This is a genomic window from Neisseria sp. (assembly GCF_030527965.1).
Taxonomy (GTDB): Bacteria; Pseudomonadota; Gammaproteobacteria; order Burkholderiales; family Neisseriaceae; genus Neisseria.
On sequence record NZ_JAUMZU010000005.1, the window covers coordinates 56,135 to 80,050 of the forward strand.

At 49.4% G+C, this 23,916-nt stretch carries 14 protein-coding genes; 10 read left to right on the plus strand and 4 right to left on the minus strand.

What is annotated here, in order from left to right; genetic code table 11:
• Window positions 1-66 precede the first annotated feature (66 nt).
• The 5 genes from Q4A84_RS03465 to Q4A84_RS03485 are packed head-to-tail and all read left to right on the plus strand — an operon-like array spanning window position 67 to window position 4,128.
• On the plus strand, window positions 67-1,011 hold the full coding sequence (locus Q4A84_RS03465; RefSeq protein WP_303087535.1) for a class I SAM-dependent methyltransferase: 945 nt from the start codon (window positions 67-69) through the stop codon (window positions 1,009-1,011).
• A 24-nt stretch (window positions 1,012-1,035) separates the two neighbouring features.
• Complete coding sequence (locus Q4A84_RS03470) at window positions 1,036-1,266, plus strand: hypothetical protein (RefSeq protein ID WP_303087536.1); 231 nt, start codon at window positions 1,036-1,038, stop codon at window positions 1,264-1,266.
• Between the two features lie 33 nt (window positions 1,267-1,299).
• Window positions 1,300-2,445: a glycerate kinase gene (locus Q4A84_RS03475; RefSeq protein WP_303087537.1), complete on the plus strand. Its 1,146-nt coding sequence runs from the start codon at window positions 1,300-1,302 to the stop codon at window positions 2,443-2,445.
• Window positions 2,442-2,912, plus strand: a complete 471-nt coding sequence (locus tag Q4A84_RS03480) for an OsmC family protein (protein WP_303087538.1) — start codon at window positions 2,442-2,444, stop codon at window positions 2,910-2,912. Before Q4A84_RS03475 ends, Q4A84_RS03480 begins: the two co-directional genes overlap by 4 nt.
• A 34-nt stretch (window positions 2,913-2,946) precedes the next feature.
• A complete protein-coding gene (locus Q4A84_RS03485) occupies window positions 2,947-4,128 on the plus strand; it encodes an acetylornithine/succinyldiaminopimelate transaminase (RefSeq protein WP_303087539.1) in 1,182 nt (393 codons plus the stop codon).
• 124 nt (window positions 4,129-4,252) lie between these two features.
• Here the strand turns inward: Q4A84_RS03485 and Q4A84_RS03490 are convergent, their stop codons facing one another.
• Complete coding sequence (locus tag Q4A84_RS03490) at window positions 4,253-5,878, minus strand: CTP synthase (RefSeq protein ID WP_303087540.1); 1,626 nt, start codon at window positions 5,876-5,878, stop codon at window positions 4,253-4,255.
• A 121-nt stretch (window positions 5,879-5,999) separates the two neighbouring features.
• Entirely contained in the window at window positions 6,000-6,410 is a 411-nt protein-coding gene (locus Q4A84_RS03495) for a Spy/CpxP family protein refolding chaperone (protein WP_303087541.1), read from the minus strand.
• 202 nt (window positions 6,411-6,612) lie between these two features.
• On the opposite strand from Q4A84_RS03495, the gene rpe reads away from it, so the two are divergent.
• The 3 genes from rpe to Q4A84_RS03510 all read left to right on the plus strand — a co-directional run bounded on the left by rpe (window position 6,613) and on the right by Q4A84_RS03510 (window position 13,774).
• Window positions 6,613-7,290, plus strand: a complete 678-nt coding sequence (rpe, locus tag Q4A84_RS03500) for a ribulose-phosphate 3-epimerase (RefSeq protein ID WP_303087542.1) — start codon at window positions 6,613-6,615, stop codon at window positions 7,288-7,290.
• 370 nt (window positions 7,291-7,660) lie between these two features.
• Complete coding sequence (gene gltB / locus Q4A84_RS03505) at window positions 7,661-12,124, plus strand: glutamate synthase large subunit (RefSeq protein ID WP_303087543.1); 4,464 nt, start codon at window positions 7,661-7,663, stop codon at window positions 12,122-12,124.
• Between the two features lie 222 nt (window positions 12,125-12,346).
• Window positions 12,347-13,774: an FAD-dependent oxidoreductase gene (locus Q4A84_RS03510; RefSeq protein ID WP_303087544.1), complete on the plus strand. Its 1,428-nt coding sequence runs from the start codon at window positions 12,347-12,349 to the stop codon at window positions 13,772-13,774.
• 223 nt (window positions 13,775-13,997) lie between these two features.
• Here the strand turns inward: Q4A84_RS03510 and smc are convergent, their stop codons facing one another.
• Both smc and Q4A84_RS10995 read right to left on the minus strand, forming a co-directional pair.
• Complete coding sequence (gene smc / locus Q4A84_RS03515; protein ID WP_303087545.1) at window positions 13,998-17,486, minus strand: chromosome segregation protein SMC; 3,489 nt, start codon at window positions 17,484-17,486, stop codon at window positions 13,998-14,000.
• Window positions 17,487-17,604: 118 nt separating this feature from the next.
• Window positions 17,605-17,829 carry an inositol oxygenase family protein gene (locus Q4A84_RS10995; RefSeq protein WP_368389556.1) on the minus strand — a complete coding sequence of 75 codons (225 nt, stop codon included), beginning with the start codon at window positions 17,827-17,829 and terminating at the stop codon, window positions 17,605-17,607.
• A 209-nt stretch (window positions 17,830-18,038) separates the two neighbouring features.
• On the opposite strand from Q4A84_RS10995, the gene Q4A84_RS03520 reads away from it, so the two are divergent.
• Complete coding sequence (locus Q4A84_RS03520; protein ID WP_303087546.1) at window positions 18,039-18,944, plus strand: OmpA family protein; 906 nt, start codon at window positions 18,039-18,041, stop codon at window positions 18,942-18,944.
• 177 nt (window positions 18,945-19,121) lie between these two features.
• Window positions 19,122-23,786: an Ig-like domain-containing protein gene (locus Q4A84_RS03525; RefSeq protein ID WP_303087547.1), complete on the plus strand. Its 4,665-nt coding sequence runs from the start codon at window positions 19,122-19,124 to the stop codon at window positions 23,784-23,786.
• Window positions 23,787-23,916: the final 130 nt, after the last annotated feature.

Consider the following 23,916-nt stretch of genomic DNA (forward strand, 5'->3'; position numbering starts at 1 on the left):
CCGGTTGCCGCTGCCAGCACGGGGAAAGTCGGGTAGAATAAACCGCATTTTCAGACAGGCATGGCTATGGGCGACATTCAATCTTTTTCCAACCGTTTGGGTAAAAACATCAAGCATTATTTGAAATGGGCACGGCGCAACCATATCGAAGCATGGCGTATGTATGATCGGGATATTCCGCAATTTCCGTTTGCCATTGATGTGTATGGCGAGCGGATTCATTTGCAAGAATATGATACCGGCTGGCTGATGCAGCCGAAAGAATACGAGGCATGGCTTAAAGAGGTGGTGGAAGCGGTGGCTTTTGTTACCGGCTTCCCCGAAACGCACATCCACCTCAAGCGGCGCGAGCGGCAGAAGGGTGTGCAGCAATACGAGAAAACCGGTTTGGCGGGTGAGGATTTTGTTGTGAGCGAAAACGGCCGCCGATTCTGGGTTAATCTTGATAAATATCTGGATACCGGCCTTTTTCTCGACCATCGCAATACTCGGGCGAAGGTTGGCGAGATGGCTGCCGGCAAGCGTTTTCTCAATCTTTTTGCCTACACCGGCAGCTTTACCGTATATGCCGCCACGGGCGGTGCCGCAGCGAGCGAGACGGTGGATTTATCCAATACTTATTTAGATTGGGCACGGCGCAATTTTGAGTTGAACGGCATGGATGCGGCGCGGCACCAAATCGTTCGTGCCGATGTGTTTGCTTATCTTCAGACAGGCATTCGTGAAAGCAAACGCTTTGACTTGATTGTGATGGATCCGCCGAGCTTTTCCAACAGCAAGAAAATGTTGGATATTCTTGATATCCAACGAGATCATGTGCGTTTGATTGACGATGCAATGAAGCTGCTGGCGCCGGACGGCACCTTGTTTTTTTCCAATAACTTGCGCAGTTTCAAGCTGGACGAAGCGCTGGTGCAACGTTATCAGGTAAAAGACATTTCGCACCAATCTGTGCCGGAAGACTTTCGCAATAAGAAAATCCATCAATGTTGGGCATTTCGACATGGTTAATGCCTGTCTGAAAAGGAGTCGGATATGAAACCCCCCGTTCTACTCGTCAGCATGTTTCTGCTTGGCGGCTGCATGTATGCCGAAACGCCATACGGGCGTACGGCAGTGCTGGATTTGCCGGTGCAGCAGCAAACCACGGTTAATAAAACCATTACCGTCAACGCGCCGCCGGGCACAACCGTTATTTATAACGACACGCAGCCGGTAGTGAGAGAGCGGCGGTATCCGCGCCGTCCTTACTATTATTATCCCTGAGCGAGTTTTTCTAAAAATGAAGAGGGCCGAAAAATGAAAATCGTGATTGCTCCCGATTCTTTTAAAGAAAGCCTGTGTGCGCGGGAAGTTGCCGAGGCGGTTGAGTGCGGTTTGCGGCATGTCTTGCCTGATGTGGAATACCTGAAGGTGCCGATGGCTGATGGCGGAGAGGGCACGGTAACCGCATTAACCGATGCCACCGGCGGGCAGGTGTTGAAAGCGGAGGTAACTGGGCCGCTGGGCGATAAAGTTTCGGCAGCATTCGGTATGTGCGGCGACGGATCTACGGCGGTTATCGAAATGGCCGAGGCTTCCGGCCTGCATCATGTGCCTTGGTTAAAACGTAATCCGTTGTTGACCACCAGTTATGGTACCGGCGAACTAATGACCGCGGCTTTGGATGCAGGGGCGAAAAAAATCATTTTGGGCATAGGCGGCAGTGCCACTAACGACGGCGGCGCAGGCATGCTGCAGGCGTTGGGTGCACGTTTGACCGATGCCGAGGGGCAAGAGCTGGGTTTCGGAGGTGGCGTGTTGGCCAAGTTGCACCGCATTGATTTGAGCGGTTTGGATACCCGTTTGAAAAACGTTGTTATTGAAACGGCTTGTGATGTTGATAATCCCTTATGCGGCGAGCGTGGTGCTTCGTTTGTGTTCGGCCCGCAAAAAGGCGCGACGCCGGAAATGGCGATGATGCTTGATACCGCATTGAAGCATTTTGCGCAGATTGCATGGCGTGATACGGGCTGCGCCATCGCAGACAAGCCCGGGGCAGGAGCCGCCGGCGGAATGGGCGGCGGCTTGCTGCTGTTGCCGAATGCCTGCCTGAAAGCAGGTGTGCAAATCGTGGCGGAAGCAGTGGGTTTGGCGGAAAAATTGCAAGATGCCGATTGGGTGGTTACCGGAGAAGGGCGGATGGACGGGCAAAGCGTTCGTGGAAAAACGCCTGTCGGCGTAGCGAAAACGGCCAAACGGTTCGGCAAACCGGTGGTGGCACTGGTGGGCAGTCTGGGGGAGGGTTACGAAGCGGTGTATGATGAGGGTATCGATGCGGTGTTTCCCATTATCCGTAGTGTAGGCGATTTGGAAGAAACGCTGGTGCAAGCCCGAGAAAATTTGATTTCCGCCGCGCAAAACGTAGCAAGGCTTTATTTGTTGGCAAAAGGAGAAAGACCATGAAAATTCATCATTACAAAACCATTATAGAGTGGACGGGCAATACCGGTAGCGGCACTTCATCTTATGACGCATATAAACGCGATTTTACCGCTTCAGTTCAAGGTAAGCCTGATATTGAAGGCTCTTCTGATCCGGCATTCTTAGGCGATGCTTCGCGTTGGAACCCTGAAGATATGCTGCTGGCTGCACTATCTTCTTGTCATAAACTTTGGTATCTGCATTTTTGTGCTAACGCAGGAGTGATTGTTTCGGCCTATACCGATTATGCCGAAGCTGAAATGAGCGAGGGCAGCAGGACTGAACCCGGGCGTTTTCTTTCTGTCGTGTTAAGGCCTCGAATAACTATTTCGGCCGATAGTGATGCCGATATTGCGCGAGCCTTGTGTCAAAAAGCACATCAAGCCTGTTTTATCAGCAATTCAGTTAACTTTCCAGTGACGTGTGAACCGGAAATTATTTTTGAATAAATAAATCGAACAAGCCATCAGGAATACTGACAACATGCAAAACTATCTTACGCCCAATTTCTCATTCGCCCCTATTATCCCCGAGCGTGCTTCAGGCAGCCGTGTGTGGGATACGGAAGGGCGAGAATACATCGATTTGGCGGGCGGTATCGCCGTTAATGCGTTGGGGCACTGCCATCCGGCATTAGTGGAAACGCTTACCGAGCAAGCCCATAAGCTGTGGCACGTTTCCAATATCTATACCACGGAAGCGGCGCAAACTTTGGCGAAAAAGCTCGTGGAAAACACCTTTGCCGATAAAGTATTTTTCTGTAATTCGGGTGCCGAAGCCAATGAAGCGGCGCTGAAATTGGCCAGAAAATATGCGCGCGATCATTATGGCGAAGAAAAAAACGAAATCATCGCCTGTGTCAATGCGTTTCACGGCCGCACGCTGTTTACCGTGAGCGTAGGCGGGCAGCCCAAATACAGTCAGGATTTTGCGCCGCTGCCCGAAGGCATCACCCATGTGCAGTTTAATGACGTTGCCGCGTTGGAAGCTGTGGTAAGCGAGCGAACCTGTGCCGTGATTATCGAGCCGGTGCAGGGAGAAAGCGGTGTGTTGCCGGCGACGAAAGAATATCTGCAAGCCGCCCGCCGTTTGTGCGACCAATATGATGCCTGCCTGATTCTTGATGAAGTGCAGACAGGCATGGGCCGCACAGGGAAGCTGTTTGCCTATGAACATAGCGGCATCACGCCGGATATTATGAGTTCGGCCAAAGCGCTCGGTTGCGGCTTCCCCATCGGCGCCATGCTGACTACCAATAAAATCGCGCCCAGCTTCGGCCCGGGCACTCATGGTTCTACTTTCGGCGGCAACCCGTTGGCTTGTGCGGTTGGCAACAGGGCATTCGACATCATCAATACGGCTGCTACATTGAAACAGGTTGAGCAACAAGGCGAGAAACTGATGCAGGCTTTGCGGCAATTGGGAGAAGAAACCGGCGTATTTCAGGCCGTACGCGGACAAGGTTTGCTTATCGGCTGTGTGTTGGCTGACCGTTATGCGGGCAAGGCCGCGGAAATTGTGGCCAAGGCGTTGCAACACGGCCTGATGATTCTGGTGGCGGGGCCTAATGTGTTGCGCTTTGCCCCCAGCCTGTTGATTAGCGACGAAGACATTGCTGCTGCCGTTCCGAAATTACGTGCGGCATTGCAGGAATGGGAGGCTTGATGTTTTTAAGCTTAAACGCTTGCAATAGATAATAGGGTTGATTAAACAAAAGCCTGTCTGAAAACTTTTCAGACAGGCTTTTGTTATGTTGGCCGGCAGAGCCGCCCGAGCGAATTCGTTAGTGTTATGCTTTCTTAGCCAATGCGGCTTTGATGAACGAAGTAAAGAGCGGGTGGCCTTTGCGCGGTGTGGAGGTGAATTCGGGGTGGAACTGGCAGGCGAAAAACCAAGGATGATTCGGCAGCTCGATGGCTTCCACCAAGCGTTCGCTGCCTGATGAAACGCCGCCGATGATTAAGCCTGCTTTTTCCAGCTCAGGCAGGAAATGGTTGTTGACTTCATAGCGGTGGCGGTGGCGTTCGCGGATTTTGGTGTCGCCATAGATTTTGGCGGCGAGGCTACCGGGCGTCAAATCGACTTCCTGTGCGCCCAAGCGCATGGTGCCGCCCAAATCGGTGTGTTCGTTGCGGGTTTCGATATTGCCGTCGGCGGTTTGCCATTCGTCAATCAGAGCGACAACGGGGTAGGGCGTTTTCAAGTCAAACTCGGTGGAGTTGGCACCTTGCATGCCGGCGATGTCGCGCGCGTATTCAATCAGCGCAATTTGCATGCCGAGGCAGATGCCGAGATAAGGCATGTTATTTTCGCGCGCATACCTGACGGCGGCGATTTTGCCTTCCACGCCGCGTGCACCGAAGCCGCCGGGCACGAGAATGGCATCCATGTCTTTCAGACAGGCAATGCCCTCCTTCTCAATGGATTCGCTGTCGATATAGGTAATCTGCACGTCGGTGTCGGTGTGGATGCCGGCGTGTTTGAGCGCTTCCGTTAGCGATTTATACGATTCGGTCAAGTCGACGTATTTGCCAACCATGGCAATTTTAACCGTGTGTTTCGGATTTTTAATTGCGTAGACGATTTTTTTCCAGTCGGTTAAATCGGCTTGCTGCACGTTTAATTGCAATTGTTCGCAGATAATGGCGTCGATACCCTGATCGTGCAACATTTGCGGAATTTCATAAATGCTTTGTGCATCATAGCTGCCGACGACGGCTCTTTCTTCCACATTGCAAAACAGAGCGATTTTACGACGCTCGTCTTCGGGCAGGATGCGATCCATGCGGCAGATTAATACGTCGGGCTGAATGCCGATTTCACGCAATTCTTTAACCGAATGTTGGGTCGGCTTGGTTTTGATTTCGCCAGCCGCTGCGATGTAGGGCACGTAGCTTAAATGTACGAAAAGGGTATTGTTGCGCCCCAACTGGCTGCGCATCTGGCGGATGGCTTCAAGAAAAGGCAATGATTCGATATCGCCCACGGTGCCTCCGATTTCAACGATGGCAACATCTTTCCCAGCCGCGCCATCGTGGATTTTGCGTTTGATTTCGTCGGTAATGTGGGGAATAACCTGAACCGTGCCGCCGAGATAGTCGCCGCGTCGTTCTTTAGTGATTACGTTTTCATACACTTGACCCGCGCTGAATGAATTTCGGCGGGTCATGGTGGCGTTGATAAAGCGCTCGTAATGCCCCAAATCCAAATCGGTTTCCGCGCCGTCGTCGGTAACGAAAACTTCGCCGTGCTGAAACGGGCTCATGGTACCGGGATCGACGTTGATATAAGGATCGAGCTTAAGCATGGTTACGTTTAAACCACGCGATTCGAGAATGGCTGCAATGGAAGCGGCGGCGATGCCTTTTCCTAATGAAGATACAACGCCGCCGGTTACGAAGATAAACTTAGTCATAATTGATGTTTGCCGCTTCGGTTGGAATGGGCGATTTTACCTTGAAACGCGCTCTTGCGGCAACGCCTCGTCGACGTGAAAATGCCCGAAGCAGGTTCGGGCATGTCGGGGCTTTATGCTTTCAGCGTGTGCAGGTAGAAAGCCATTTTTCTTGTTGTTGGGGATTGAGCACTTGGAAAATTTTGTATTGCACCGATAATTCTTCCATGGCGATATCCATATCGGAATCGTAGCGCTTTTGCAGATAACGGCGGGCTTCTTGTTTGTTGAATTGACTGGCGGATAAAACCCGAATTAAATCCTGTTTGCGCGAAAAACCTTCGCTATAGTCGCGCTGGCGTGCCCGTTCTATATTTTTGCGGTGTTCGATGCGAATCTGACGTAGTTCTTTTTGTTGCTCTTCGGTCAGCGAAAGGGAACGCATGTCGCAATTCGGGTAAAAATTGCACGCAAAAACGGGCGATGACACGCATAACGTGCATAGTGCGGCAAATGTGATGTTTTTGACGATTGAAAAGCAAGAAACGCTCATTTCATAATCCCGTGTGTAAAGCGGGTTCTAATATAGAGGATTTTGGAGTGAAACACGGTATTTGTGGAGTTAACCTTCGTTAATGATTTTGATTTTTAGGATTTATTTTTTCAGAGCGTCTGTTTGGTATTGTTGTAATTGTGCCTGATACGGATGAATGGAATAATAATGCCTGTCTGAAAAAGTATTTTGGAGAGTGGGAATGGACGGCTTTCGTATTGCCCCCAGTATTTTGTCTGCCGATTTTGCCCGATTGGGCGAAGAGGTTACCCGAGTGATCGAAGCGGGTGCCGATTTGATTCATTTTGATGTGATGGATAACCATTATGTGCCGAACCTGACCTTCGGCCCGATGATTTGTGCCGCTTTGAAACCTTATGCCACCGTGCCGCTCGACGTCCATTTAATGGTGGAGCCGGTTGATGATTTGATTGTGTCTTTTGCAGATGCGGGAGCGGGAATAATTACGTTTCATCCTGAGGCGAGCCGCCATGTAGACCGAAGCTTGAGCCTGATTCGCGACAAAGGCTGCCAAGCCGGTTTGGTATTGAATCCGGCTACATCCGTCAGTGTTTTGGAAAACGTGCTTGATCGTTTGGACATGGTGCTTTTAATGTCGGTTAATCCGGGATTCGGCGGTCAAAGTTTTATTCCGCATACTTTAAATAAAATCCGCCAAGTTCGGGAAATCTTGAAGGCTTACGAAAGCGAGACGGGAAGGCGGATTGCCTTAGAGGTAGACGGAGGTATCAAGCCGAGTAATATTGTAGAGGTGGCAGCGGCAGGAGCAGATACGTTTGTGGCCGGCTCGGCTATTTTCGGTCAGCCGGATTACGAATCGGTTATCCAGCAGATGCGGTTGGCATTGCAAAGCCTTTAATCCTTTGTGTAAATAGCAGATGATAAAAGCCATGCCTGTCTGAAATTTCAGACAGGCATGGCTTTTATAAATGTTAAGAGAGCTCAAAAACAAACGTGAAGTCTTCATTAATTTATGAGTTATATTACTTAGGAATATATGCTGTGTAATTCTGTTACATCTAAAATATGCCTGTATTTTATAGACTTTTATCAAAAAACATTAAAAATTTCTAAAAAATTACTGTTAAATTGTAGACAATTTCTTGTTCTGGGTGTATTGTCTGATATCATAAGGAAATACGTATGTAAAATTACCGTAGCCGGTTTCGCGACGGCGGTTTTGCCCGAAAATACACATTCAAAATTACCAGATTACCAGAAAGCTCCCTATGATTATGCTATATGACCGTTCATTAGAAAAAGAAAACTGCGGTTTCGGCCTGATTGCCAATATTGATGGTGTTCAGAGCCATAAAGTTGTCCGTAATGCCATTTTGGGCTTGTCGCGCATGCAACACCGCGGCGCCATTTTGTCAGACGGTAAAACCGGCGACGGTTGCGGCTTGTCGCTTCAGATGCCGGAAAGTTTTTTCCGCACAATAGCTCAGGAGGCCGGTTTTTCCTTGGCACAAAAATTTGCCGTCGGGCAGATTTTTTTACCTCAAGACAAAGCTAAAGCCGAAGAATACATTGCCATTATTAATGAAGAATTAACCCGAGAAACCTTGGGTATTCCCGCATGGCGCGACGTGCCTACAAACCCTGCGGTGCTCGGTTCGATTGCATTGGCGGATATGCCGCAGATTAAACAAGTATTCATTAATGCGCCCAGCGGCTGGCGCACACAAGATTTGCAACGCCGCTTGTTCGTAACCCGTCGGCGTATCGAAAAGCGCATCGATCATCCCGATTTCTATATTTGCAGTTTTTCCAATCAAACCGTGATTTATAAAGGTTTGTGTATGCCGAAAGATTTGCCTAAGTTTTATCTTGATTTGGGCGACTTGCGCATGCAATCTGCTATTTGTCTATTCCACCAACGTTTTTCCACCAATACTCAGCCGCGCTGGAAGCTGGCACAGCCGTTCCGTTATTTGGCACACAATGGTGAAATCAATACTATTTCAGGCAACCGCGCGTGGGCGCGCGCGCGCGCCTATAAATACCACACACCGCTGATTCCCGATTTGCAAACTGCTGCCCCTTTTGTTAACGAAAACGGTTCGGACTCCAGCTCGCTCGACAATATGCTGGAAGTGTTTGTTTGCGGCGGGATGGATTTGTTCCGCGCCATGCGCTTGTTGGTTCCGCCCGCTTGGCAGCAAAACCCCGATATGGACGATGATTTGCGCGCCTTCTACGATTTCAATTCCATGCATATGGAACCGTGGGACGGCCCTGCCGGCATCGTGCTTTCAGACGGCCGTTATGCCGCCTGTAATCTAGACCGCAACGGCCTGCGTCCGGCGCGTTATGTCATCACGCAAGACCGCCTGATTACCATCGCTTCGGAAGTGGGTATTTGGGATTATTCTCCCGACGAAGTTGTAGAAAAAGGCCGCGTAGGCCCGGGCCAATTGCTGGTTATCGACACCAAAAACGGCAAAATGTTGCATTCGGATGAGATTGACGGCGAATTGCGTGCCCGTCATCCTTACCGTACTTGGCTGGATAAAAACGTTCAGCGTCTTATTCCTTTCGAGCAGCTGCCTGACAACGAAACAGGCGATGCAGGTATGAGTGCCGATACGCTTGCCGTTTATCAGAAACAATTCCTCTATGATAGAGAAGAGCTTGAAAGCATCGTGCGCGTCTTGGGTGAAGACGGGCAAGAAGCGGTAGGTTCGATGGGCGACGATACGCCGTTTGCAGTCTTATCCGAACGTCCGCGCCTGATTTTTGATTATTTCCGCCAATACTTTGCCCAAGTAACCAATCCGCCGATTGATCCGCTGCGCGAAGCCCATGTTATGAGCTTAACCACCAGCATCGGTCGCGAGATGAGCGTGTTCTTTGAAGCGGAAGGTATGTCGCATCGGGTGAACTTCAAATCGCCGGTTTTGTTGTATTCCGATATGCAGCAATTATTGCGTCTGCCTCCGGAGCACTACAAACATACAGTATTGGACGCTACTTACGATGCTGAAAGTGATTTGAAAAGCGCAGTCGAACAATTGTGTGATGAAGCAGAGCAGGCCGTTAAAGACGGCGCTGTACTGTTGATTGTTTCAGACAGGCATATTGCGCAAACGCGTCAGCCGATTCCTTCCGCACTGGCTGTGGGCGCCATCCAAAACCGGCTGGTTGCGAAAAACATCCGTTGCGATGCAAATATCATCGTAGAAACGGCCGAGGCGCGTAACCCGCATCATTTCGCCGTATTAATAGGCTTGGGTGCAACGGCTATTTATCCGTATTTGGCATACGAGAGCCTTGCGCATATGGTAAACGTAGGCGCAGTTACCAAACCTTTGCGCGTGGTGATGGCCAATTTCCGTAACGGTATTAATAAAGGCCTCTACAAAATCATGTCGAAGATGGGCATTTCTTGCGTGTCTTCCTACCGTTGTGCCCGTTTATTCGAGCTGGTCGGCATGAGTAGCGAAATTACCGATTTGTGCTTCCCCGGCATTACCAGTCGTGTGGAAGGCGCTTCGTTTGCTGATTTGCACGAACAGATTTCCTCCACTCGTAAACGCGCATGGCGACACAGCCAAGATATCGATGCCGGCGGTTTGCTCAAATTCAAACCGCAAGGCGAATACCATGCTTACAACCCCGAGGTGGTCAACAATATCCAAGCTGCGGTCAATAGCGGCGATTATGGCTACTACTTGCGTTATCGCGATGCGGTCAACAATCGCCCGGTAACCACTATCCGCGACATGCTGCATCTGAAAACCGAGAATTGCTCGCCGATTGAAATCGAACGTGTAGAACCGGCTGAAAATCTGTTCAAACGCTTTGACAGTGCCGCGATGTCTATCGGCGCGCTCAGCCCCGAGGCGCACGAATCACTGGCCATGGCGATGAACCGCTTGGGTGGCTATTCTAATTCTGGCGAAGGCGGCGAAGATCCGAAACGTTACGGCACAGAAAAAGTATCGCGTATTAAACAGGTTGCATCCGGCCGTTTCGGTGTAACGCCTGCTTACCTGATGAGTGCCGACGTCATTCAGATTAAAGTGGCTCAAGGTGCGAAACCGGGGGAAGGCGGGCAATTGCCGGGCGACAAAGTGACTCCGTATATCGCCCAGCTGCGTTATGCCGTGCCCGGCTCAACGCTGATTTCTCCACCGCCGCACCATGATATTTATTCCATCGAAGACTTGGCTCAGCTGATTTTCGATTTGAAACAAATCAATCCCAAAGCGCTGATTTCGGTAAAACTGGTTTCACTGCCCGGTGTCGGTACCATCGCCACCGGCGTGGCCAAGGCCTATGCCGATCTGATTACCATTGCCGGCTACGACGGCGGTACCGGTGCTTCGCCTCTTTCCAGCGTGAAATACTGCGGTTCACCTTGGGAGCTCGGTTTGGCCGAAGCGCAACAGGCTTTGGTGGAAAACAATCTGCGCCACAAAGTGCGCCTGCAAGTTGACGGCGGTTTGAAAACCGGTTTGGACATTGTTAAAGCCGCCATTCTCGGTGCGGAAAGTTTCGGTTTTGGTACCGGCCCGATGGTCGCGCTCGGTTGTCGCTATCTGCGTATTTGCCACTTGAATAACTGCGCTACCGGCATTGCAACCCAAGACGACACGTTGCGAGGCAAGCATTTCCACGGCGATGCTGAAAAAGCCATGAATTACTTCCGCTTTATCGCTCGAGATGTACGCGAAATTATGGCGTCTCTCGGTGTGGAAAAATTAACCGACCTTATCGGCCGCACCGAACTGCTCGGCATCATCGAAGGCAAAACCGCCAAACAACGCGGTCTTGATTTGGAAAAACTGTTGTATTCGCCCAAAGTACCCGATGGCAGCGCACGCCATTGCACGCAAAATAACGCGCCGTTCGACAAAGGCCGTTTGAATGCCGAAATCGTCAACGAAGTTCAGACTGCGCTGGAAAGCGGCAGCGGAGCCGATTTAAGCTTTGATATCAGCAACCTTGACCGTAGCGTCGGCGCGACTCTGTCCGGCATTATCGCTAAGCAATATGGCAATCGCGGCCGCATGGGACAAGAATTCAATATCAGCCTGAATGGCACCGCAGGCCAAAGCCTTGGCGTGTGGCTGGCCGGCGGCGTGAATCTTGATTTAACCGGCGATGCGAATGACTACGTTGGTAAAGGCATGGCGGGCGGTCGCATCGTTATCAAACCGCACAACGGCGTTGCCTTTAAAGCCGAAGATGCGGCCATTGCCGGCAATACTTGCCTTTATGGTGCTACGGGCGGCGAGCTTTTTGCCTCAGGTCGTGCCGGCGAGCGTTTCGGCGTACGTAATTCAGGCGCATTGGCGGTAGTGGAAGGCATTGGCGACAATGGCTGCGAATATATGACCGGAGGCGTGGTTACCGTACTTGGTAAAACCGGTATTAACTTCGGTGCCGGTATGACAGGCGGCTTCGCTTATGTATTGGATACAGACGGCCATTTTAGAAACCGCATTAACCCTGAAATGGTTGAGGGCCTCGGTATTGCCGAACTGCCTACTCATCAAGAGCATCTGCGCGGCCTGATTGCCCGTCATGTTGAATTGACCCGCAGCCATATCGGCGAACAAATTTTGTCCAACTGGGAAAACTATGTCGGCAAGTTTGTGTTGGTGAAACCGAAAGCTAACGATGTCAATGCTTTGTTGGGTCATAAACCTCGTACTGTGATGGAGCTGCGAGAAGTAACGGCCTGATACCAAAGCCTGTCTGAAAAAAAGCTTGGAACTAAGTTTTTCATAATTGCCAGTTTGTTCTTGAGAGAATGGGTGTGATGAAGAAGTTGGAGATTCAAACAATGGGCTTCAGACAGACATGATAAGGCCGTTTAAAAAGTAAACGAGAAAACAAAATGCCTGTCTGAAAAGGGAATTTCAGGCGGCAACTCAAAAGAATATTAGAAATCCAAGGAACAAACCATGTCCCGCGAAAATGTATATCAATTTATCGACCTGCCGCGTGTTGATCCGCCGAAAATTCCTTTGAATACACGGAAAACAGCGTTTGTCGAGATTTATCAGGCATTTACCGATACACAAGCGCAATCGCAAGCCGACCGTTGCTTGGCATGCGGTAACCCGTATTGCCAAAATAAATGCCCGTTGCACAATAACATTCCCAATTGGCTGAGATTGGCTAACGAAGGTCGCATTATCGAAGCGGCAGAGCTGGCACACTCAACCAATAGCCTGCCTGAAGTGTGCGGTCGTGTGTGTCCGCAAGACCGTTTATGCGAGGGCGATTGCACCTTAAACGCTGAATTTGGTGCGGTAACCATCGGCAATGTAGAAAAATACATTACTGAAAAAGCCTTTGAAATGGGTTGGCAGCCCAAAGTGGGCGAAGTGCCGAAAACCGGCAAGAAAGTAGCGGTTATCGGCGCAGGCCCTGCAGGTTTGGGTTGTGCCGATGTGCTGACGCGCAACGGCGTGGACGTTACCGTTTACGAGCGCCAGCCGGAAATCGGTGGTTTGCTGACATTCGGCATTCCTTCGTTCAAATTGGAAAAAGAAGTGATGGTGCGCCGTCGTAAAGTATTCGGCGATATGGGCGTTGAATTCAAACTGGGCGTTGATATTGGCAAAGATATTTCATTGGAAGAATTGGTTAACCAGTATGACGCAGTGTTCTTAGGTGTCGGAACCTATCAGGGCATGAAAGCCGATATTCCAAACGAAGATGCCGAAGGAGTGTATTCCGCACTGCCATTCCTAATCGGCAATACGCAAAACTTGCTTAATTTTGACGCACCGGATTATGTCAGCATGCAAGGAAAGCGCGTTGTCGTATTGGGCGGCGGCGATACAGCAATGGACTGCGTGCGCACTTCCGTGCGCCAAGGAGCGGCAGCGGTAACCTGCGTATATCGCCGTAATGCAGCCAATATGCCGGGCAGTAAAAAAGAATATACCAACGCCAAAGAAGAAGGTGTTGCCTTCCAATTTAATGCTCAGCCGATTGAAATTGAAGCCGAGCCGTTGGAAGTGAAAACCGATGCTTCGGGTAAAGTCGTCGGTATCAAAATCGTAAAAACCCGTATGGGCGAACCCGATGCCAACGGCCGCCGCCGTGCCGAAATCATTGAAGGCAGTGAAGAAATCATTGCTTGCGATGCGGTTATCGTTGCATTCGGTTTCGCCCCCCATGCCATGCCGTGGTTGGCTTCAGTGGGTGTCAATGTGGATAGCAGAGGCCGTATCGTTTCTGAAGGCAGCTTGAAGCAGCAAACGGCCAATCAGAAAGTTTTTGCCGGAGGCGACATCACGCGCGGTTCGGATTTAGTTGTTACCGCCATCGCCGAAGGCCGTGATGCAGCCCAGAGCATTATGGAATATTTGGAGGTTTAAGTAAGTAAATAGAGAAGGCCGGCTGATAAATGTCTGCAGGTTCTTCTCTAGCTTCATTTTTATGGCCATAAGCAAAAAGCCTGTCTGAAAAATTTTCAGACAGGCTTTTTATTCTGTAGTACATAAAGGGACGCAGATAAAATCTAATGACCAAGCTTTTGCGCTAATTTTCGTAATGCATTCGTGACTATGCATAATAGCGGAAAGCCTGTCTGCAAAATCTTCATGCTTCTGCCATGCTTAGTGCTTGCTGGATGTCTACTGCCACGATGCGAGATACGCCTTTTTCCTGCATTGTTACGCCGATAAGTTGTTCGGCCATTTCCATTGTGAGGCGGTTGTGGGAAATATAGAGGAATTGGGTTTGAGCCGACATTTCTTTGACGAGGTGGCAGAAACGGCTGGTATTGGCGTCGTCCAGCGGGGCATCCACTTCATCCAGAAGGCAGAATGGGGCGGGGTTGAGGCTGAATAGGGCGAATACAAGGCTCATGGCGGTCAGTGCTTTTTCCCCACCTGATAACAGGTGGATGGTGCTGTTTTTCTTACCGGGCGGCCTTGCGGTGATGGAAACACCGGCGGTCAGCAAATCGTCGCCTATCATTTGCAACGAGGCTTCGCCACCGCCGAATAGGGTTGGGAAGAAGGTTTGCATTTTTTCGTTGACTGCATCGAAGGTTTCTTTGAAACGCTGTTTGGTTTCGTTGTCAATTTGGCCGATTGCTTCTTCCAGCAAGCCGATGGCGGCCTGTACGTCTTCGCTTTGGCTTCGGTAATAGCCGTCTCGTTCGCGCGCTTCTTCCAATTCTTGCAGCGCGGCCAGGTTGACGGCACCAAGGGCTTCGATTTGTTGCGTCAGGCTTTGGATGCCGCCCGATAGTGTTTTTAAATCTGAACCGGCTTCTTTGGCTAATTGTTCTAATGCGTCGAAATCGGCTTCCCGCTCTTCAAGATTTTGGTGGTAGCGTTTGGCATTAATCAGCGCTTCTTGTTGTTGCAGCAGAGCGGTTTGGGTGGCCGCTTGAAGCTGGGGCAGGGCGGCGGCCAGCGTTTGCTGGCTGGCATACAGTTCGCGTCCTTGCCGCTGGATTTCAGACAGGCATTCTTGTGCGGCAAGGTATTGTGTTTCTAATGTGGCAACTTGTTCGGCCAGAATTTCCAGCTTTTCGCGTTGTTCGCTGTCTTGTTGCTCGGTTTCGTAGGCCAAGGCCAGTTCGGATTGGCGCTCCTGCCAATCTAAGGTTTGTTGCTCGAGCGAAGTTAATTGTTGCTGCAGCGATTGTTTGCGCTGTTGCTGCTTATATACGGCAACTTCCACTGCGCCGTAGCGGCGGTTGGCCTCGAGTAGGGCAAGCTGGGCTTGTTTCAGTTGGTTTTGTTGTGTTTGGCGCTGTTCGTTGAGGCCGGTTTGCTGATGTTCCAGTTCGGTCGCGGCTTCGGTTAGCTCCGCAATATCGTCTTGCAGGGTATGGCTGCTTTGCTCTGAGATGAGTTGTTGTTCTTCCAGTTGTGCCAATTCTTGTTCGATGTGCTCGCGGCGCAGTTGGCCTTGGTTGGTGCGGGCGAGCAATTCAGTTGCCCGAGCTTGGGCAGATTGAAGTTGTAAGGTGTGTTGACGGTGTTGGGTTTGCCATTGCTTGTGTTGCACTTCATGTTTTTCCAGAGCCACCGCCGCCGCTTTGGATTGTTGTTCGGCCTTGGTTAGTTTGGGGGCGAAGGCTTCAAGCTCTTCGGTTAATTTGTCGTACCGATTTTTCAATTCGATAAGGTTGTTGTCGTTGTGTTCTGCGTATAACACGACGCCGATGCGGTCGACTTGGTGGCCTTCCGGTGTCAGCCAGCACTGGTGGGCTTGTAGGCGCTCTTGTTGCTGCAAGGCGTAATCCAAAGTCGGAGCGCATAAAATACCGTCCAACCAGTATGTTAAGGCGGCTTGATAGGGCGGTTCGGCTTGTATCTGGTTGATTAATGCTTGCGCAGGTTGTGTTTTTTTTGCAGGAGAAAGGTCTGAACGAAACCACGCGGCTTGCCCTGCGGGCAAAGGTTCGGGCAGGGAAAAATCGTGAGGTAGGGCGCGGGCGTGCAGGCGTGCGGCGAGTACGACGGACAAGGCGTGTTGCCAGCTTTCGGGGGCTTTGATGTGCTGCCATAAGGCGGTTTGGGCAGTATGAGGAAGGTGCTGCCAGAAATCTTCCGTTTGGCTGCTGTTTTTTAGTAGGGTGGCGAGCGCTTGCTGTTCGGCTTGTAGGCCAAGATGTTGTTGGTATAAAGCGTTGTAATGATTGGAGCCTGTCTGAAAATCTTGTTTCAGACAGGCATGACGCTCTTCACTTTCAAGCAACTGTTGCTCATAGTGTTCGTGTTGGGCTTGCAATAATGCGGCGTGTTGTTGTGCTGCTTCGGTTTCTGTATCTGCGGGCAGATTGAGTGATTGGTTTTCCTGATGGAGTTTTTCTCGGCGCGATGCGTTTTGTTGCAGAGTTTGCAAGGTATGGGCAAGTTGTTGTTGCTTGAGTGCCAATTCGCGTTTGATGCGGTTTAATTCGTCTTGCTGGCTTTGTAATGCAGCGGTAAGCGTATGCTGCTCGGCTTCCAGTTCAGGCAGGCTTTCTTCGCGCTCAGCTACTTGCATGGCCCAATCGGATAACTCGATTTGTTTTTCTTCCAATTCGGCTTCCAGAGCTTCCAATTCGCTGCGGATATTTTGCTGTTCTTGATGAATGCGTTGCAATTGGGCTTGTGCGGCCAATTTGTCTCGCTGAATTCTTTGTTGAAGGTTATGTTGTGAGCGTAATTGCTCTTCTAGGCGGGCGATTTGTTCGCGCAACATGGCACGTTGGTTGCTGATGTCTTGAGCCTGCTGTTGTTGCTGTTGCTCATTTTCGCGCAATGCGTGCAAGGCCTCGCCTGTAGCTCGGTTTTGTGCTGAGAGTTCGTCTTGCTTTTGTAAAGAAATCTGATGTTGCTCGGTTGCCTTGTCAGCCGCAGCAAGCGATTGTTGCCAATGGGTGTAGTCGAGTAAATCTTGCTGTTTGGTGAGTTGCTCGGTCAGTGTGCGGTAGCGTGCTGCCGTCTCGGCTTGTTTTTCCAGCTTTTCCACTTGGCGGCTAAGCTCGGACTGCAAATCGGACAGGCGTTGTAGATGTTCGCGGGTATCTTTCAAACGATTTTCGGTTTCTTTGCGGCGTTCTTTGTATTTTGATACGCCGGCAGCTTCTTCGATATAAGCACGCAATTCTTCCGGCCTTGCTTCGATAATTCGAGAAATCATGCCTTGTTCGATAACAGCGTAGCCACGCGCACCTACGCCGGTGCCCAGAAATAAATCCGTGATGTCGCGCCGGCGAACAACTTGATTGTTGATATAGTAAGTGGATTCGCCTTGGCGGGTAATCTGTCGTTTGATGCTGACCTCTGCATATTTCCCCCAAGGGCCTTGCAGCGATTGGTCGGTGTTGTTGAAAACCAATTCCACCATCGCACGTGGCGCCGGCCTGCGGGTGGCTGCACCGTTGAAAATCACGTCTTGCATGCTTTCACCGCGCAGTTGTTTGGCCGATGCTTCACCCAGCACCCAGCGTACTGCATCGATAACATTGGATTTACCACAGCCGTTAGGGCCGATCACGGCAACCAGTTGGCCAGGGATGTGGATAGTGGTAGGGTCGGTAAACGATTTGAAGCCGGTAAGTTTGATATGGGTAAGGCGCATGGTGGTGTGTGTTGAGTTAAACGGTTTAAATCTTAGTTGGATTTTAGCCGAATCGGTTGGGGTTAGAGTGTTAATCTTAACAAAGTTTAATTAGGATAAGATTTTAATCAAGTGTGTATTAAAAATGCGACTCTATGTAAATCAGTATGTTTTGAGCATGGCTGGGATAATAGCTATGATATTTTGGTAAAGCGCTGCATTTCTTATTTATTTGATTTTTAAGTATAAAAATATAATAACAATATGAACTATGCAAAAATGACAATAAAATATTCATAATGAATTTTATTTGATATAATACCTTCCGTCTGGCATAAAAGCCACTTGTTGTTGCTGGGCGCAAAGATAGTCGCTTTATTGTTTAATATCATTAAATTATCTTAAATGCCGCTTTACGTCTTTGAGTTTTAAGTAAATTTGCTTGGCTTGAACCAATGATGAAAAGTTGTGGCTGTATTTGAATTCAAAGGTTTTTATTTTTTAACGATTACGGAATTTAGGTGCATATTATTTTCAGTGTGGGAAAGCGCTTAAATTTATGGAGGTTCGATAATGATTCAGCATAAGAAAATGTGGTTGGTTTTGTTGCCGTTTTTGGCTGCGGGCTGTACTTATAAAAATACCGCTCGCGAGGTTTGGACTGATACAACCAGCACAGCATACAGCACTAGTGTGCCGGACGATAAATCTTCCGTTGTTTTCTATCGTCAAGCTGATGCCATTAACGGCCCGACAGTTAACATTTATGTAAACGGTCAATATTTAGGTTCTTTGCAGCCTAATGCATATCGCCAAGAAACCGTATGTGCTCAAAATCAACGCTTCTTTGCTGAATTTGCTAACCGTGATGCGGCTTATAACGCAAAAGCCAACTCGGGAGATTACTACAATTTACCTGAGGCTGCAGTTTCATTCTTTAAGATTATCCAAGGTGAGAATGGGCGCCCAGCTTTACAAGCGGTAACGCCGGAGCAGGCGGAGCAAGAAATGAAAGGTGTGCTCAGCCAACATCATACGCTGTCGCGCGTGCAAACTGCAGCTCAATGTTCGAGCGTGTTGAAGAAATATACATTGCAAGCGTCTGCGTTGTTCAAATTCAACCGTTCAAGCTATAAAGATATGCTGCCTAAAGGTAAGCAAGAAATCGCTGCTGTATCTGAGGATATTAAAAATAATCCTAGTCGGATAAGCGGTATTCAAGTGATTGGCTATACTGATCCTGAAGGTAACGATCAGTATAACAATAAACTGTCTTTGGCTCGGGCCAAAACAGTTAAAGAGGCTCTATCCGGAAGTGGTTTGGATGCAAATCTAATTACACCGGAAGGGCGAGGTGAAAACGATCTTGTCGTGTCAGATTGTCGAGCAAAACATCCGAAAGATGCGGCTGCCCGTCAGGCATGTGACCAACCGAACCGTCGTGTGGAGATTATTCTTCACGGTGAAAAAAACAACTAACAGTCAAGGTGAAAAACTATGTCTAAAAACATTACGCTTAACATAAATGATGCTAAATCAACAGTAGAAACGGTCCAGTTAAAAACAGCTACTGGCACGCCGGTTCGAATTCCTGCGCAAGAAAATGTCAATTATCAGTTTATTGACGATGCAACCTCATTTGGCCCTGAAAATATCATGACCAAACGTGTTGGTGATAATTTGGAAATTGCGTTTGAAGGAACCAATATTGATAATCCGGATTTAGTTATTGAAGGATTCTATAACAATAACGGTGCGGACAATCTTTTAGTTGGTCTTCATGAAAACGGCAATATGTATCCTTATATTCCTGAAAGTACGCTTCAGGAAGAAGCCGTTACCATGTTGGCTGATGAAGTAGCAGCCGGCCAGGCTTTGGGTGGCGAGATTGTAGCCAGCGCTGTGTGGGTGCCTAATCCGTTATGGGCCTTAGCCGCTTTGCCTGTGGGCGGTTTGGCTGCCGCTGCGGCAAAGAATAATGACGATGATGCTGAAGATGCATTAAAAATTACTGTATCCGCCCCCGATCAGACTGCAGATACTACTCCGACTATTACCGGTACAACCAACGCTGCCGAAGGCAGTACCGTTACTTTATTGGTAACAGACAGTGCTGGTGCAACTCAAACGTTAACCACAACGGTTAAAGCCGATGGTACTTATTCTGTTGAGCCTACAACTCAATTGGCAAGCGGTGATTACACTGTTAAAGCAACAGTTTCAGACAAGCTTTCTCCCAATGACACGGCAGAAGCGACAGACCCCGGTAGTATTATTGGCATCACAGTAGACGCACCAGATAATACAACTGACACCACCCCGACCATCACTGGTACAACCAGTGCTCCGAAAGATTCGGTGGTAACCGTAACGATTAAGGATAAAGACGGTGCAACCCAAGTAGTGACCACCACTGTTAAAGAAGGCGGCACCTACTCGGTTGACGTGCCGAAAGCATTGCCGGAAGGTACCTACACAGCAGACGCATCGGTAAAAGATAAAGATGGTAATGATGCCACCGCCAGCGATCCGGGTTCAATCGACACGACTGCGCCGAAGATTACGGTAGATGCACCGGACAACACCAACGACACCACACCGACCATCACCGGTACAACCGACGCACCGAAAGATTCGGTGGTAACCGTAACGGTTACCGACAAAAACGGCGAAACCCAAGTAGTGACCACCACTGTTAAAGACGGCGGTACCTACTCGGTTGACGTACCGAAAGCATTGCCGGAAGGTACTTACAAAGCCGACGCATCGGTGAAAGATCCGGCCGGTAACGAAGGCAAAGCTAGCGATCCGGGCTCAATCGACACGACTGCACCGAAGATCACAGTAGATGCACCGGACAACACCAACGACACCACGCCGACCATCACCGGTACAACCGATGCACCGAAAGGTTCGGTGGTAACCGTAACGGTTACCGACAAAAACGGCGAAACCCAAGTAGTGACCACTACCGTTAAAGAAGGCGGTACCTACTCGGTTGACGTACCGAAAGCATTGCCGGAAGGCACCTACAAAGCCGACGCATCGGTGAAAGATCCGGCCGGTAACGAAGGCAAAGCCAGCGATCCGGGTTCAATCGACACGACTGCACCGAAGATCACGGTAGACGCACCGGACAACACCAACGACACCACGCCGACCATCACCGGTACAACCGACGCACCTAAAGGTTCGGTCGTGACTGTAACGGTTACCGACAAAAACGGCGAAACCCAAGTAGTGACCACCACTGTTAAAGACGGCGGTACCTACTCGGTTGACGTACCGAAAGCATTGCCGGAAGGTACTTACAAAGCCGACGCATCGGTGAAAGATCCGGCCGGTAACGAAGGCAAAGCCAGCGATCCGGGTTCAATCGACACGACTGCACCGAAGATCACGGTAGACGCACCGGACAACACCAACGACACCACGCCGACCATCACCGGTACAACCGACGCACCTAAAGGTTCGGTCGTGACTGTAACGGTTACCGACAAAAACGGCGAAACCCAAGTAGTGACCACTACCGTTAAAGAAGGCGGTACCTACTCGGTTGACGTACCGAAAGCATTGCCGGAAGGCACCTACAAAGCCGACGCATCGGTGAAAGATCCGGCCGGTAACGAAGGCAAAGCCAGCGATCCGGGTTCAATCGACACGACTGCACCGAAGATCACGGTAGACGCACCGGACAACACCAACGACACCACACCGACCATCACCGGTACAACCGACGCACCGAAAGATTCGGTGGTAACCGTAACGGTTACCGACAAAAACGGCGAAACCCAAGTAGTGACCACCACTGTTAAAGAAGGTGGCACCTACTCGGTTGACGTACCGAACGCATTGCCGGAAGGTCCGTACACAGCGGGTGTTTCCGTTAAGGATCCGGCTGGTAACGAAGGCAAAGCAAGCGATCCGGGTTCGATCGACACGACTGCGCCGAAGATTACGGTAGATGCACCGGACAACACCAACGACACCACGCCGACCATCACCGGTACAACCGATGCACCTAAAGGTTCGGTAGTAACTGTAACGGTTACCGATAAAAACGGTGCAACCCAAGTGGTGACGACTACCGTTAAAGATGGTGGCAAGTACTCTGTAGATGTACCGAAAGCGATACCGGAAGGCCCGTATAAAGCAGGTGTTTCCGTTAAGGACCCTGCTGGTAATGAAGGTAAGGCTAATGACGACGGCTCGATTGATACGACTGCGCCATCAGTTACTGCAAATGGTATCAGCGTTCAAGAGGCAAGCTCGGCGACGGTTAACGGCACAATTAAAGTGACCGATGTGTCAAAAATTGGCTCTATTACCGTTGGCGGTGTAGATGTTTCTAAAGCCAGTGCCAACCATCCTGTTGAAATTAAAACAGATAAAGGTACTTTGAAAATTACCGGTGTTAATACTGAAACAGGTACGGTAACTTATCAATATACAGAAAACGGTACGGCTAAAGATCATAGTAAAGGAGACAATTCGGTTGTTGACCATTTCAATGTCGTTGTGAAAGATGCTGCGGGTAACACTACTAACGCTGCTCTGAATGTGACGATTACGGATACTGCTCCGGTAGCCACCAATGACACCAATGCTATTGGGGAGACTGACGCTTCTGTAAGTGGTAATGTATTGAGCAATGATAAGTTGAATGCCGATACTCCGATAACAGTCGGTGCATCTGATACTCATGGTAAATATGGTGAGTTGACGTTGAATGCTGACGGTACTTACAAATACGCTTTGGATGGTAATAATGCGGCTGTTAAAGCATTGAATGATGGGCAAACCTTAACCGATAAATTCACCTATACAGTGAAAGATGCTGATGGAGACAGCAGCACGGCTACCTTGTCTATTACGATTAATGGTAAAGACAGCGATAAATCCATCATTGGTAACAATGATCCGGATACCATTAATTCAGGTAGCGGTGATGATGTGCTGATTGGCGATAAAGGTGGTTCAACTACAATTATCACTCCGGGAACCAACTACAACGTTGCTATTCTGCTGGATATTTCCAATAGTATGCAGTACTACCGTACTTCTAACGGAACAACATATCTGAACATGGCTAAGCAATCGTTGTTGAAATTGGCAAACGATTTGGCAAATCACGATGGTAAAGTAAGCGTAGCATTGTTTGCTTTCAATCACACAACCAGCTTGAAGATTGACATTGATGATTTAAGGCCTGATAACGTTGATCAATTAATCAACAGAATTAACAGCCTGCAAGTTGGAAATCGTTTGGAAGGTACAACGAACTATGATGACGCATTCCATGATGTGGCCGATTGGCTCAGCAGCACGTCAAGCAAAGGTTATCAGAATGTAACTTATTTCTTGACGGACGGTGAACCTACGTCTTACGGTCCGAATGGTACGGTAACGCCTTATGGTGCTTATGTTACTCAAACGACGATTGATGCGGCTCAGAACAGCTTTACTGCATTGAGCAAAGTATCTGACGTTCATGCGATTGGCTTCTCTAAAGGCGTTAACCAAAGTGCGTTGGATTTCTTTGACAATACTTCCAGCCACCCGATAACCGATTCAGAGTACAGCTACAACGCACCTCGCTTTGGTAAAGTGGTTTACGACGGATTGGCCGGCGAATCTACGATTGTCAGCAACCCGAACGAACTGGATGCGGCATTGAAAGGCGGTAGCGAAAGCAAAGTCTTGAGCCCGGTTGCCGATGATCATTTGTCAGGCGGTAATGGTAATGACATTATCTTTGGTGATACGATTAATACCGACCACTTGACTTGGACCGACGGTGATACGTCTTCCGTTTACACCAATAGCAACCACAATGGTATGGGTTCTGAAGCGTTGCATCAGTTCATCAAATGGAGTGAGAACTCCGGGGTGGAACCGACCAATGCGCAAGAAACCGAGTATCTGAAATCTCATTGGAGCGAGTTGCTGGATAACCGTGTGGATGGTGGTAACGATGTCTTGAACGGTGGTAATGGTGATGACGTCTTGATCGGCGGTGCCGGTAACGATACGCTGACCGGCGGCGAAGGTGCCGATAAGTTTGTATTCTTGGCCAACAGTAACAGCGGCAAAGACGTAATTACTGATTTCTCAGAAGGCCATGATAAAGTTGTGTTTGCTGACTTGGTTAGCGTAGACCAGCTGAAGAATGCCACATGGGATGATGCCACCAGCACCTTGAGCTTTACCGGTGTCGGAACAGACGGTACGACTTATAACAACAGCATTACCTTTACGGGTATTTCCAGCGGACAAACACTGGAAACCGTTTTGGAAAAACACGTTGAAGTGTTAGGTTAATCCGTAGATTAGTTTGAATAACCCCTTTGCCCGAATAGGCAAAGGGGTTTTGTTTTTAGTATTTTTTAAAAACAAACGTTTATCATCGATTTGTGTGCGAGCTGTTTTTGAGAGAGGGCCGAGGTAGGCA

Excerpts from the sequence above, each read along its gene's own strand:
- Q4A84_RS03465 (WP_303087535.1), top strand. The coding sequence starts at position 67 with ATGGGCGACATTCAATCTTTTTCCAACCGTTTGGGTAAAAACATCAAG.
- Q4A84_RS03470 (WP_303087536.1), top strand. The coding sequence starts at position 1,036 with ATGAAACCCCCCGTTCTACTCGTCAGCATGTTTCTGCTTGGCGGCTGC.
- Q4A84_RS03475 (WP_303087537.1), top strand. The coding sequence starts at position 1,300 with ATGAAAATCGTGATTGCTCCCGATTCTTTTAAAGAAAGCCTGTGTGCG.
- Q4A84_RS03480 (WP_303087538.1), top strand. The coding sequence starts at position 2,442 with ATGAAAATTCATCATTACAAAACCATTATAGAGTGGACGGGCAATACC.
- Q4A84_RS03485 (WP_303087539.1), top strand. The coding sequence starts at position 2,947 with ATGCAAAACTATCTTACGCCCAATTTCTCATTCGCCCCTATTATCCCC.
- Q4A84_RS03490 (WP_303087540.1), bottom strand. The coding sequence starts at position 5,878 with ATGACTAAGTTTATCTTCGTAACCGGCGGCGTTGTATCTTCATTAGGA.
- Q4A84_RS03495 (WP_303087541.1), bottom strand. The coding sequence starts at position 6,410 with ATGAGCGTTTCTTGCTTTTCAATCGTCAAAAACATCACATTTGCCGCA.
- rpe (WP_303087542.1), top strand. The coding sequence starts at position 6,613 with ATGGACGGCTTTCGTATTGCCCCCAGTATTTTGTCTGCCGATTTTGCC.
- gltB (WP_303087543.1), top strand. The coding sequence starts at position 7,661 with ATGATTATGCTATATGACCGTTCATTAGAAAAAGAAAACTGCGGTTTC.
- Q4A84_RS03510 (WP_303087544.1), top strand. The coding sequence starts at position 12,347 with ATGTCCCGCGAAAATGTATATCAATTTATCGACCTGCCGCGTGTTGAT.
- smc (WP_303087545.1), bottom strand. The coding sequence starts at position 17,486 with ATGCGCCTTACCCATATCAAACTTACCGGCTTCAAATCGTTTACCGAC.
- Q4A84_RS03520 (WP_303087546.1), top strand. The coding sequence starts at position 18,039 with ATGATTCAGCATAAGAAAATGTGGTTGGTTTTGTTGCCGTTTTTGGCT.
- Q4A84_RS03525 (WP_303087547.1), top strand. The coding sequence starts at position 19,122 with ATGACCAAACGTGTTGGTGATAATTTGGAAATTGCGTTTGAAGGAACC.